Source organism: Streptacidiphilus monticola (assembly GCF_042658505.1).
GTDB classification, from domain to species: domain Bacteria; phylum Actinomycetota; class Actinomycetes; order Streptomycetales; family Streptomycetaceae; genus Streptacidiphilus; species Streptacidiphilus monticola.
The window spans coordinates 70,360-81,887 of sequence record NZ_JBHSQJ010000049.1 but is presented as its reverse complement, the minus strand read 5'-3'; the positions used below and the strand labels follow the sequence as shown (position 1 = coordinate 81,887).

Here is an 11,528-nt window from a genome sequence, read left to right as displayed (position 1 = left end):
TCGGCTACAGCTTCATCCACAGCGCCGTCGACGACCACAGCAGTTGTCCCTGACGGGTCGTCACTGACGGGTCGCCGGCCCGGTCGGAGCGCGGCAGGGATGAGACCCTCGGGGCGGTGAGGGGTGCGCGCCGTGGCGCAGCGGGAGGGGCCGCAGCGGCTTGCCAAGTGCAGGACGGGATTTCTCACCCCATTCTTGACCCGGGTTCCGCTCGGCCGCCGGAATGCTGACGGCCTATCAGATGTCCTGGCTGCAGCGGCTCGTGCGCATGCAGCCGAATTACCGGGCGGCTTTTCCCATGCGGGCGTCCCGCGGGCAATCCCCCAGCTGGTGGCACAGGAAACCGCCAGTCGGTGGGCTACGCGTGTGGAACGGGCGCTGACCACGGCTGATGTTCACTCGCTGGTCGGTTTGTCGCCCACTTCCTGTGAATTGCCTGTTGACCCGGAATCGACAACTCTGCTTTGCTCCCACTCATCGGACGGCGCACACCACCACAAGTGGTGACACGAGTTCAATCGCCTTTCCGAGCATGCGAGTTGGTCTGGCGCAGTGCTGCGCCGCCGTTCCCCCACAGGGCAAGCGGACGCTCACCCTCGGCTTCGTCCGGGCGTCCGCGTCGAGAGAGGAACTCTCCCCAGATGCGCATCTCCCGCGTCAGAGCTGCGGCGCTCACCAGCGTCGTCGGCCTCGGCATAGCAGTCAGCGGACTGGCGGCCGTCCCCGCCTCCGCCCAGGGCGGCGGGCCGCAGAACCCGTACAGCCCCGCCTATCAGCACAGCTACCGCCACGGCGTGGTGCCGACGGTCGAGATCAACCAGAAGATGCACGGCTGGAAGGTCACCCACGCGGTGGCCACCGGCCAGCAGACCCTGTCCTACGGCGGCGGCGTCGACGGCATCGGCGTGCAGAGCGGCCACTCCAAGGTCTACCTGGTCTTCTACGGCACCCAGTGGGGCACCCAGAGCACCAACTCCAGCGGCGACCTGACCTTCTCCGGCGACCCGTACGGCGCGGCTCCGGTCACCCAGGAGATGTTCAAGGACATCGGCACCGGCGGCGAGACCTGGTCGGCCGACCTGACCCAGTGGTGCGACGGACCCAACGTGGCTACCGGCGCCACCAGTTGCCCGGCCAACGCCAACTTCATCCCGTACCAGAGCGGTGGCGTGCTGGCCGGCGTCTGGTATGACAACGCTGCCGCCTCGCCGAGCAACGCAACCGGCAACCAGCTGGCCAAGGAGGCCATCAAGGCCGCCGGGCACTTCGGCAACACCACCGCCGCGGCCAACCGCGACGCCTACTACGTGGTGCTCTCGCCGCACGGCACCGACCCGGACAACTACCAGGACCCGAACACCGGTTACTGCGCCTGGCACGACTGGAACGGCGACACCACCCTGAGCGGCGGTGCGGCTGCCTCCTCCTACGGCGACATCGCGTTCTCGAACCAGCCCTACAACATCGACCAGGGCTCCTCCTGCGGCACGAACTTCATCAACTCCGGCTCGGCGGGCATGCTCGACGGCTGGACGATGACGCTCGGCCACGAGTGGCACGAGATGATGTCGGACCAGAACCCGGCGGGCGGCTGGACCAACCACGTCTCCGGCTCGTCCTACAACGGCCAGGAGAACTCGGACGAGTGCGCCTGGATCGCGGCCGGTCAGACCGGTGGCGCGGCCAACGTGACCATGGGCACCGGCACCTTCGCGGAGCAGGCCAGCTGGTCGAACGACACCAACTCCTGCGCCATCTCGCACGCCATCCTGAACCACGGCAACGTGGTCACCGTCACCAACCCGGGCGCGCAGACCGGCACCGTGGGCACGGCGGCCAGCCTGCAGATCCAGGCCAGTGACTCGGCCTCGGGCCAGACCCTGAGCTACAGCGCGACCGGCCTGCCGGCCGGCCTGTCGATCAACTCCTCGACCGGCCTGGTCTCCGGCACCCCGACCGCCGCGGGCACCAGCAGCGTCACGGTCACCGCGACCGACGGCACCGGGGCCTCCGGCTCCACGTCCTTCACCTGGACCGAGAACGCGGTCGGCGGTGGCGGCGGCGTCACCAACGGCGGCTTCGAGACCGGCAGCCTGAGCGGCTGGACCAGCACGGGCACCGCCTCGGCACTGAGCACCGCGGCGCACTCGGGCAGCTACGGGGCCCGCCTCGGCTCGACCAACCCGTCGACCGACTCCACGGCCGCGCAGACCTTCACCGCGCCGACCGGCACCAGCAAGCTGTCCTTCTGGTACAACAGCACCTGCCCGGACACCCTGACCTACGACTGGGCGACGGCCACCCTCAAGGACAACACCACCGGCACGACGACCACGATCCTGCCGAAGACCTGCGCCGCCTCCGCCTCGTGGACCCAGGTCAACGCGTCGATCACGGCCGGCCACAGCTACACCCTGACGCTGGCCAACCACGACGACAACTACGCGGGTGACGCCACCTACACCTACTACGACGACGTGGTCCTCTCCTGACCCGACGTCATGAAACCGGGTCCGTCCGACGGACCTGACACGCACCAGCAGTCCCGGGGGTCGGCTCTCTGCCGGCCCCCGGAACCGTTTCCGGGTGCGCTCCATCCAACCCCCGGAAAGGATCGATCCCATGAAGCCCTCGCGTCTTCTGCTCCCTCTGGCCGCCACCGCAGCCGTCGCCCTCGCGGGCTGCGCCTCCTCCAGCTCGGCCGGTGCCGGCGCGGCCGGCTCCGCGAGCCCGTCCGCCCCGGCGGCCGCCTCGTCCTCCGTGGCTGCTTCCTCCCCCTCCGCGTCGGCGTCCGCCTCGGCGACCTCCACGCCCTCCGCGTCCGGCGCGTCAGCGTCGGGCCCGGCCCAGGCGTCGGTGTCCGTCGACGAGCGGGCGAGCGGCACCACCGTGCACCTGCCGGTCGGCGGGTCGCTGCTCGTGGTGCTGCACAGCACCCAGTGGGCCTTCCCGCAGAACTCGGCGCCCGCGCTGCTCCAGCAGGTCGGCCGACCGCTCTCCGCCCCGGGCGGGACCTGCCCGCCCGGCCAGGGCTGCGGAACGGTGACAACCCGTTACCTCGCCCGCCAGGCCGGGACGGTGACCGTCACCGACCACCGCAGCTCCTGCGGCGAGGCCCGGCGCTGCAAGCCCGGCGAGGGCGACTTCCGACTGACGGTGGTCGTCGGCACCGGCGGGTGAGCCGGTCGCCGGGCAGGTGCCCGAGCCGGCCGCGTAGGGTGCGGGGATGATCGCCAAGGACTATCTCTCCGAGCTGTTCTCCCTCGACGGCCGCGTCGCCCTGGTCACCGGCGGCAGCTCCGGCATCGGCCGGGCCATCGCCGCCGCGCTGGCCGGGGCCGGCGCCCGCACCGTGGTCCTCGCTCGTGGCGAGGCGGAACTCGTGGAAGCTGTCCGGGAGTTGACGGAAGCCGGGGGTCAGGCGGCTTGGGTGGCCGGAGACCTCGGGACCCGGGCAGGGGTACGGGCGGCGGCCGAGGCCGCGGTCGGGGTGTTCGGGGAGCCGGACATCCTGGTCAACTCCGCCGGCATCAACCTCCGCCCGCCGATGGGGGAGTTGGACGAGGAGGTCTGGGACCGCACGATGGCGGTCAACCTGGAGGCGCCCTTCCTGCTGGGGCAGCGCTTCGGCCCGGGCATGGCGGAGCGGGGCTTCGGCCGGATCATCCACGTCAGCTCGCAGCAGGCGCACCGCGCCTTCGTGCAGAGCGGGGCGTACGGAGTGTCCAAGGGTGCGCTGGAGTCGCTGGCCCGCTCCCAGGCGGAGGCCTGGTCGCCGCACGGTGTCACGGTCAACACCCTGGTGCCCGGCTTCGTGATGACCCCGCTGAACGCCCGGCTGTCCGCCGACCCCGAGCGGGTGGCGGCGCTGGCGGCCCGGACCCTGGTCGGGCGCAACGGGCTCGCCGAGGACTTCGCCGGCGCGGCCGTCTTCCTCGCGAGCGCCGCCTCGGCCTACGTCACCGGGCAGTGCCTCTTCGTGGACGGCGGGTTCTCGTCCCACTGACGGCCCGGTGCGGCCCACCGCGGGTCCGGCACCGGCCCACCGGGGGCCCGTTCCCTCGGACTTGGCAGACTGCTGCGCCATGGGGAACGGAACTTTCACGGTCGATCGCCTGGTCGACGGCCAGGGCTGGAAGGCGGACGCCGCCGCCGAGCGCGGGTACGCCGTGGTGCGCACACCGGTCGGCGAGCTGCAGTTGACCAGGTCCGGCACGGGGTCGCAGCAGCGTCACGAGCGGTGGCGTCTGCTGCTGGGCGCGGTGGAGCTGCTGCGCATCGACGACGCCTCACCGGCCGGGCTGCGCTGGAAGGGGCGGAAAGCGGCCGCCGACATGCACGGGTGCCTGGCCGGTGCGCGGCCGTTCACGCTCCGGCTGACCCGGCGGCTGCGGCCGTCGCGCCGCGAGGTGCGGTTCGACCTCGGGGACGGGTCGGCCTACCGCTTCGGCTGCGGACGCCGCGGGCGGGTGGAGCTGACCTGGGCGGGGCCGGACGGCGGCGGCAAGGTGCTCGCCGAGCGGCGGGGCGGTCGGTGGGGCGCCGGGGCGGAGTCGGCGGACGCGGCCGCGCTGGTGGCGCTGTTCGAGGTGTCCGGGCTGCGGCGGTGGACGGGCCGGCCGGTGCTCCGCTCGTGGCGGCTGGCGGCGACGCTGGAGTGGTTCGCCTGGGCCCTGTTCTACGCGGCCGCGTTCGTCCTGGACTGACCGATCGCTGTTGCAGAGCGGTGACAGGGCCCCGACGTTCTGCTGATGATCGGCTGTAAGGATCTTCTCATCGCCGAAAGTCGGCCCGCACGTTCTGGGGGGATCACCAATGTCCGTTCGTCGCAAGGCAGTTGCCGCATCCGCCGTTGCCGCTGTCGCGCTGGGCGCGGTCGCCGCGCTGCCGGGGGCCGCCGCGCAGGCGGCCGTCAAGCCGTTCACCGTGACGCTCGGCAAGCCCAGCGCCTCGGTGCTGTACCCGGGCGGGGTCAGCCGCACCTTCCTCTTCAAGGTCACCAACAACACCGGCAAGGCCGAGAAGGTCTCCGGCGACCTGGGCGGAAGCGCCAAGGGCGCGATCGCGCTCAACGGCAACGACGTGCGCTTCTCCATCGCACCGGTGCACGCGCCGAAGACCGCCTTCCAGTTCGGCGGCGAGGACGGCGGCATGATCGGCTCCTTCTACCCGAAGGGCCAGGAGTGGGGCAGCTACTTCACGCTGCCCGCGCACACCAGCTACACCTGGAAGATCACCGTCGGCCTGAACAAGAGCTGGCCGGTGAACGACAGCCGGTACTACCTCTTCGCGGGCGCGCACGACGACGCGAACCACTACGCCTCGGGGATGGCCAACTTCCAGGCGGGCAGCGGGCGCAACGGCGGTCCGGTCGTGGCCAAGCTGACCGGTGGCACCACGCTCAAGGCCTCCGCTCCGGTGTACGAGACGCTGACCCTCACCAACCGCACCGGCGCCGCGATCAGGAGCAGCTACGAGGCGCTCGGCTACGGCGAGAACACCCCCGGCCCGGGCTCGGACGCGACCATCGACTACGACCTGTGGAACGGGCACGCCTGGGTCCCGGTCAAGGACTCCACGCTGGCGCACCCGACCACCTGGGCCAACGGCGCCACCCTCAGCTACAAGCTGCGGGTCCGGGTCGTCGGCAAGGTCGGCACGGCCGGCAAGCTGACGCTGTTCGTGGACGGTGGCGCCACCGGACGCTACATCAGCTGGGGCGTGAGCAAGGACCTGCAGGTCGTCAAGGGCTGACCCGCCGGCCTGCACCAAGTCGGCCTGCACCGGCACAGGGGCCGACGAGGGGCAAACGGGGGAACGAGCGGGGGAACGGGGACGGCGGTGCCCGGGCGTCGGAGNNCGGAGACGGCGGCCGGGCCCCTCCGTTTGTTCGGACTACAATTACTTGCTGGAAGCAAGCAAGTAAGGGGGAACGGCCATGAGAGCCACACCCGAGGAGGCCCCGGGAGACGGCGGCCACGCGGCCGGAAGCGCGACCCGGCCCGCCACGGACGGGGAGACGCTCGCCGACGCGGCCGCCCTCGGCGAGGAGATGGCGCGTTTCATGCGCCTCGTGGGCGCCTGGAAGCAGCGCATGCGGGACGAGAACGGCGGCGACCGGCTGCTGCTCGCGCGCCTGGTGCGGCAGGGACCGCGGCGCGCCACCGACCTCGCCGCGGAGACCTTCCTCGACCTGTCCACCGTCAGCCGCCAGGTGCGCTGCCTGGTCGAGCGCGGTCTGGTGGCCCGCCGCCCGGACCCCGACGACCGCCGCGGCGCCCTGCTGATCGCGACGGAGGCGGGTCAGGACGCCTTCGCCCAGTACCGGGCCGAACGAAACCGGCAGATGGCCGAGGTGCTCGGCTCCTGGCCGGAGGACGAGCGCCATGAGCTGGTCCGGCTGCTGACCCGCCTCAACGACGACTTCGCCGAGTACCACGCCCGGGCCGCGGTGCCCCAACTCCCCGTACAGAACCAGACTCTCGGAGCGGCCCAGTGAGCAGCCAGAGCAAGACCACCCCGCCCGCCACCGCACCGATATCCGGTCCAGGCGGGCTGACCCACCGTCAGATCCTGACCATCCTCAGCGGCCTGATGCTGGGCATGTTCCTGGCGTCGCTCGACCAGACCATCGTCAGCACCGCCATCCGCACCATCGCAGACGACCTGCACGGGCTGAGCCAGCAGGCGTGGACGACGACGGCGTACCTGATCACCTCGACCATCGCCACGCCGCTCTACGGCAAGCTCTCCGACATCTACGGCCGCAAGCCCTTCTTCCTGGCGGCCATCAGCATCTTCGTGGTCGGCTCCTTCGCCTGTACCTTCTCCACCTCGATGGTGGAGCTGGCCGCCTTCCGCGCCTTCCAGGGCGTCGGCGCCGGCGGTCTGATGGCGCTGGCCCTGGCGATCATCGGCGACATCGTGCCGCCCCGGGAGCGGGCCCGGTACCAGGGCTACATCCTGGCCGTGTTCGCCACCTCCAGCGTGGCCGGGCCGCTGGTCGGCGGTTTCCTCGCCGGGCAGGACACGCTGCTGGGCATCGCCGGCTGGCGCTGGGTCTTCCTGGTCAATGTGCCGATCGGCATCGTCGCCCTCGCCGTCGTCGCCAAGGTGCTGAACGTCCCGCACACCCGGCACGACCACCGCATCGACTGGTGGGGCGCGGCCACCATCATCATCGGCGTGGTGCCGCTGCTGCTGGTCGCCGAGCAGGGCCGCGACTGGGGCTGGACCTCCGGCCGGGCCTTCGCCTGCTACTTCGTCGGCGTGCTGGGCTGCACGGCCTGGGTGTTCGTCGAGCGGCGGATGGGCGACGACGCGCTGATCCCGATGCGGCTGTTCTCCAACAACGTGTTCAGCCGCACCAGCATCCTCTCGGTGCTGGTGGGCATGGCGATGTTCGGCGGGATGATGATGATCCCGCAGTACCTCCAGATCGTGAAGGGCGCCAGCCCCACCAAGTCCGGCCTGATGATGCTGCCGCTGATGGCGGGTCTGATGGCGGCCGCGATCGCCACCGGCCAGACCACCTCGCGCACCGGCCGCTACAAGATCTTCCCGGTCATCGGCACCGCGCTGATGTGCGTGGCGATGCTGCTCTTCTACTTCGAGGTGCAGTGGGACACTCCGCTCGGCGAGACCATGGGCTTCATGGCGCTGCTGGGCATCGGCCTCGGCTTCACCATGCAGACGCTGACGCTGGCGGTGCAGAACGCCGTCCCCGCACGGGACATGGGTACGGCCACGGCCTCGTCCACGTTCTTCCGGCAGCTCGGCGCGACGGCCGGCACCGCGGTCTTCCTCTCGGTGCTGTTCAGCACGGTGGGCGACCGGATCCTCTCCGCCTTCCACAAGGTGCAGACAACTCCCGCGTTCCAGCAGGCACTTCACGCCCACCCGAACGCGCTCGGAGGCAGCAGCTCGAAGTCGGTGCTGAGCGACTCGTCCTTCATCCAGAAGCTGGACCCGGTGCTGGCGGCCCCGTTCAAGATGGGCTTCGCGGACTCGATGCACCTGGTCTTCCTCAGCGCCGCGGGCATCTCGGCGGTGGCGTTCGCGCTGATGCTGACCATCCCCGAGGTACCGCTGCGCCGGATGTCCGGCGTTCAGGCGCAGGCGGCCGAACGGGCGTCCAAGGGTGGTAGCGTGTCCGCTTCCGAGTAGGGACCACAGCCACAAATCGGACAAGAATCGGGATGGGCAATGAAGGGCTTCCGTAGCTTCCTGCTGCGCGGCAACGTCGTCGACCTGGCCGTCGGTATCGTCATCGGCGCGGCCTTCACCGCAGTGGTGAACGGGTTCGTGACGGCCTTCCTGACGCCGATCGTGGGCCTGATCACCAAGTCGACGGGCGACTACAGCAAGAAGAGTTTCACGGTCAACCACGTCACCTTCCCCTACGGCACGCTGGTCGCCGCCGCGATCAGCTTCGTGCTGATCGCCGCGGTGGTCTACTTCTGCGTGGTGCTCCCGGTGAACAAGCTGCACGCCCGATTCACCCCGGCCGCCGAGCCGTCGGCGCCGAAGAAGGACTGCCCGGAGTGCCTGAGCAGCATCCCGGCCCAGGCCACCCGGTGCGCGTTCTGCACCGCCCAGGTGCCGGTCGCGGTGCTGCCCAAGCAGTAGCCGGCGCAGGTCAGCTGACGACGAGTGCGGGCCGACGGGGATCGTCGGCCCGCACCGTCACATCTGCGGCCAGTTCGGGCTGGACCTCCTCCGCGTAGCGGGCGAAGGCGGGCAGCGTCCACTGCTCCCCCGGCGGTGTGCGGCGGGCCAGCGCCCCCGGGGTGAGCCGGAGATGCACGCTCAGGTCCAGCGGGAACCAGCGGTTCAGCAGCAGCGGGCCGTCCAGCAGGACCACCCCGCCGGGGGCCAGCGGCACCGGCCGGGCACGGGTCGCGCGGTCGCGCTCCGCATCCCAGAGGGACGGCAGCACCTGCCCGCTGCCGTCCGCCTCGGTGGGGTCGAAGACCTCGCGGAACAGCGCGCCCACGTCCAGCCATCGCTCGTAGTACGCCTCGACGTCCTGACGGCCGAACTCGAACCGCAGCGAGCTCGGGCGCAGGAAGTCCACGGCGCGGACCCGCTGCACCGGCCGGCCGCGCAGCCGCAGCGGCTCCACCAGGGCGTCCGCCAGGACGTCCGTCCCGGCGGCGGGCGCACCGTCCACGGCGACCCGCAGCCACGGCGAGGCCGCGGAGCCGGCGGCGGCGTCGATCCGCTCGGCCAGCTCCGCGACCAGGGCCTCCGGCGTCAGTGGCCGGACGGTGGGCCGACTCAGGCGGACGCCTCGTTCAGCAGCGACAACTCGTCCTCGGTGAGCGTGAGTTCCACCGAGGCCAGGAGCGCGGGGAGCTGCTCGGGGGTGCGCGCCGAGGCGATCGGCGCGGCGACGGTGGGCTGCGCCCGAAGCCACGCGAGGGCCACGCTCGCGACCTGCGCGTCGTGGGCTGCCGCGACCTTGTCCAGCGCCTCGAGCACCTTCGGGCCGCGCTCGCTCTCCAGGTACTTGCCGGCGCCCCCGGCACGCACGCTGTCCACGGTGGCGCCCGGACGGTACTTGCCCGTCAGGAAGCCGGCGGCGAGACCGTAGTAGGGGACCGCGGACAGGCCGAAGTGCGCGACCACGTCAGCGAGTTCGCCCTCGTAGGTGTCGCGGGAGACCAGGTTGTAGTGCGGCTGCAGCGCCACGTACTCGGCCAGGCCCTCGCGCCGGGCGAACTCCAGCGAGGCGCGCAGCCGCTCGGGGGAGATGTTCGACGCCGCGACCTGCCGCACCTTGCCGGCACGGACCAGCTCGTCCAGGGCGGTCACGATCTCCTCGACCGGGACCGACTCGTCGTCGAAATGGGTGTAGTACAGGTCGATCGTCTCGACGCCGAGGCGCTTGAGGGAGGCTTCGGCGCCGGCGCGGATGGTCTCCGCCTTGAGCCCCTTGAACTGGGGGTGCGCGCCGACCTTGGTGGCGACGACGAAGTCCGCGGGCTTGCGCGAGGCGAGCCAGGCGCCGAGCACGCCCTCCGACTCACCGCCGGTGTGCCCGGGCGCCCAGGCGGAGTAGACGTCGGCGGTGTCCACGAAGTTGCCGCCGCCGGCCAGGTACGCGTCGAGCACGGCGAAGGACGCCGCCTCGTCCGCCGTCCAGCCGAAGACGTTGCCGCCCAGGGAGAGGGGGAAGACCTGGAGGTCCGAACTGCCGAGAGGAACACGAGTCATACCCCGGTCCAACGTGATCACCCGCGGAGCGATTCCCCGGCTGTGTGACAGGACTGCTACAAGGGGCACACTCTTTCGTCCCGTCCGGTTGGCTAGAGTCTGGCGACATGGCGAACTACCAGCAGCAGCCCAGCGCCCCCCAGTACCCGCAGACCCCCCAGTACCCGCAGACCCCCCAGTACCAGCAGTACCCGCAGGGCGGTCAGTACCAGCAGGCCGGCGCCTACCCGCAGGGAGAGGCCTACCCGCAGGCCCCGCAGTACGACGACACGTCCGCGAGCACGCAGATGTTCAAGGCCTTCGTGGACGAGCCCAAGCAGCAGGCTGTGACCGCTGCCATGCCCAACGAGACCCGGCGGACTGGCATGATCGCCCTTGGCGTGGTCGTGGCCCTGGCCGTCCTGGTCGGCGTCGTGATCCTGGCGGTCAAGTAGGGCGAGGCGAAGGAGCGGCACCGCGATGGCTGAGGCAGCGGAACCGGGGGGTGGCCGGAGCCTCGGCCTGAGTGGTGCCGTGAACGCCCGCGACCTGGGCGGCTACCGCGTCGCGGACGGCCGCAGCGTGCGCGCGGGCCGCGCGCTGCGCGGTGATTCGCTGCACCGCGCCACCGACGGCGACCTGGAGCTGCTGGCCGCACTGGGCGTGCGGACCGTGGTGGACCTGCGCGGACTCAACGAGGTCCAGGAGAACGGCGAGGACCGCCTGCCCGCGGGCGCGGGCCTGGTGCGCCGCCCGGTCTACTCGCCGGACCACGACATCTACATCGAGCTGCGCGACGCCCTCGCCGGGGCGGACCCGGCGGTGCAGCACGCCCTGCTGGGCAACGGGGCGGGCGAGCGGATCATGGTCGAGATGTACCGCTGGTTCGTCACCGACGCGACGATCCGGGCCCAGTTCGCGGAAACGGTCCGGCAGTTCGCGGATCCTGCCGCGAGCCCGGTCTACTTCCACTGCACGGCGGGCAAGGACCGCACGGGCTGGACGGCGGCGGTCCTGCTGACCGCGCTGGGCGCGGACCGGGACACGGTCTACGCCGACTACCTGCTGACGAACGAGCGCGCGGCGGCACTGCACGCCCGGATCCTGGACCTGCTGGGGACCCGGGGCATGATGCGGGAGCCCGAACTCATGCGCCCGATTCTGCGCGTGGAACGCGCCTATCTGGACGCGGCGTTCGAGGCGGTGGCCGACGGCTGGCCCTCCTTCGACGCCTTCCTCGAACAGGGCCTGGGCCTGGACGAGGCCACGCTCGAAGCCGTCAGGAAGAACCTCCTGCATTAGGGGACCCCTTCGGGGGCGCGCGGCTGCGG

The 11,528-nt window shown here is 71.3% G+C and carries 12 protein-coding genes; 10 read left to right on the top strand and 2 right to left on the bottom strand.

Annotation, left to right across the window (positions count from 1 at the left end; genetic code table 11):
• The first annotated feature begins 641 nt into the window (after positions 1-641).
• From ACFP3V_RS13170 to mscL, 8 genes are all read left to right on the top strand, one after another.
• The gene (locus ACFP3V_RS13170) at positions 642-2,492 is read left to right on the top strand and encodes a putative Ig domain-containing protein (protein ID WP_380583160.1); all 1,851 of its coding nucleotides are present in this window, start codon (positions 642-644) and stop codon (positions 2,490-2,492) included.
• A gap of 130 nt (positions 2,493-2,622) precedes the next feature.
• On the top strand, positions 2,623-3,180 hold the full coding sequence (locus tag ACFP3V_RS13165) for a hypothetical protein (RefSeq protein WP_380583159.1): 558 nt from the start codon (positions 2,623-2,625) through the stop codon (positions 3,178-3,180).
• Positions 3,181-3,226: 46 nt separating this feature from the next.
• Complete coding sequence (locus ACFP3V_RS13160; protein ID WP_380583158.1) at positions 3,227-4,006, top strand: SDR family NAD(P)-dependent oxidoreductase; 780 nt, start codon at positions 3,227-3,229, stop codon at positions 4,004-4,006.
• 79 nt (positions 4,007-4,085) lie between these two features.
• Entirely contained in the window at positions 4,086-4,706 is a 621-nt protein-coding gene (locus ACFP3V_RS13155) for a hypothetical protein (protein ID WP_380583157.1), read from the top strand.
• A 109-nt stretch (positions 4,707-4,815) separates the two neighbouring features.
• Positions 4,816-5,754 (top strand): hypothetical protein, encoded by a 939-nt coding sequence (locus ACFP3V_RS13150; RefSeq protein ID WP_380583156.1) that lies wholly within the window; start codon positions 4,816-4,818, stop codon positions 5,752-5,754.
• Between the two features lie 184 nt (positions 5,755-5,938).
• Entirely contained in the window at positions 5,939-6,499 is a 561-nt protein-coding gene (locus ACFP3V_RS13145; protein WP_380583155.1) for a MarR family winged helix-turn-helix transcriptional regulator, read from the top strand.
• Complete coding sequence (locus tag ACFP3V_RS13140) at positions 6,496-8,166, top strand: MDR family MFS transporter (RefSeq protein ID WP_380583154.1); 1,671 nt, start codon at positions 6,496-6,498, stop codon at positions 8,164-8,166. Before ACFP3V_RS13145 ends, ACFP3V_RS13140 begins: the two co-directional genes overlap by 4 nt.
• A gap of 39 nt (positions 8,167-8,205) precedes the next feature.
• Positions 8,206-8,628, top strand: a complete 423-nt coding sequence (gene mscL / locus ACFP3V_RS13135; protein WP_380583153.1) for a large conductance mechanosensitive channel protein MscL — start codon at positions 8,206-8,208, stop codon at positions 8,626-8,628.
• A gap of 10 nt (positions 8,629-8,638) precedes the next feature.
• Here the strand turns inward: mscL and ACFP3V_RS13130 are convergent, their stop codons facing one another.
• On the bottom strand, positions 8,639-9,283 hold the full coding sequence (locus tag ACFP3V_RS13130; protein WP_380583165.1) for a nucleoside/nucleotide kinase family protein: 645 nt from the start codon (positions 9,281-9,283) through the stop codon (positions 8,639-8,641).
• Positions 9,280-10,218: an aldo/keto reductase gene (locus ACFP3V_RS13125; protein ID WP_380583152.1), complete on the bottom strand. Its 939-nt coding sequence runs from the start codon at positions 10,216-10,218 to the stop codon at positions 9,280-9,282. Before ACFP3V_RS13125 ends, ACFP3V_RS13130 begins: the two co-directional genes overlap by 4 nt.
• Positions 10,219-10,325: 107 nt before the next feature.
• Here ACFP3V_RS13125 and ACFP3V_RS13120 point away from each other — a divergent pair, with 107 nt between their 5' ends.
• On the top strand, positions 10,326-10,652 hold the full coding sequence (locus ACFP3V_RS13120) for a hypothetical protein (protein ID WP_380583151.1): 327 nt from the start codon (positions 10,326-10,328) through the stop codon (positions 10,650-10,652).
• Between the two features lie 25 nt (positions 10,653-10,677).
• The gene (locus ACFP3V_RS13115) at positions 10,678-11,499 is read left to right on the top strand and encodes a tyrosine-protein phosphatase (protein ID WP_380583150.1); all 822 of its coding nucleotides are present in this window, start codon (positions 10,678-10,680) and stop codon (positions 11,497-11,499) included.
• The last annotated feature ends 29 nt before the right edge of the window (positions 11,500-11,528 follow it).

Coding starts and splice junctions, on each gene's coding strand:
- ACFP3V_RS13165 (WP_380583159.1), top strand. CDS start 2,623: ATGAAGCCCTCGCGTCTTCTGCTCCCTCTGGCCGCCACCGCAGCCGTC.
- ACFP3V_RS13125 (WP_380583152.1), bottom strand. CDS start 10,218: ATGACTCGTGTTCCTCTCGGCAGTTCGGACCTCCAGGTCTTCCCCCTC.
- ACFP3V_RS13155 (WP_380583157.1), top strand. CDS start 4,086: ATGGGGAACGGAACTTTCACGGTCGATCGCCTGGTCGACGGCCAGGGC.
- ACFP3V_RS13120 (WP_380583151.1), top strand. CDS start 10,326: ATGGCGAACTACCAGCAGCAGCCCAGCGCCCCCCAGTACCCGCAGACC.
- ACFP3V_RS13160 (WP_380583158.1), top strand. CDS start 3,227: ATGATCGCCAAGGACTATCTCTCCGAGCTGTTCTCCCTCGACGGCCGC.
- ACFP3V_RS13150 (WP_380583156.1), top strand. CDS start 4,816: ATGTCCGTTCGTCGCAAGGCAGTTGCCGCATCCGCCGTTGCCGCTGTC.
- ACFP3V_RS13145 (WP_380583155.1), top strand. CDS start 5,939: ATGAGAGCCACACCCGAGGAGGCCCCGGGAGACGGCGGCCACGCGGCC.
- ACFP3V_RS13115 (WP_380583150.1), top strand. CDS start 10,678: ATGGCTGAGGCAGCGGAACCGGGGGGTGGCCGGAGCCTCGGCCTGAGT.
- mscL (WP_380583153.1), top strand. CDS start 8,206: ATGAAGGGCTTCCGTAGCTTCCTGCTGCGCGGCAACGTCGTCGACCTG.
- ACFP3V_RS13170 (WP_380583160.1), top strand. CDS start 642: ATGCGCATCTCCCGCGTCAGAGCTGCGGCGCTCACCAGCGTCGTCGGC.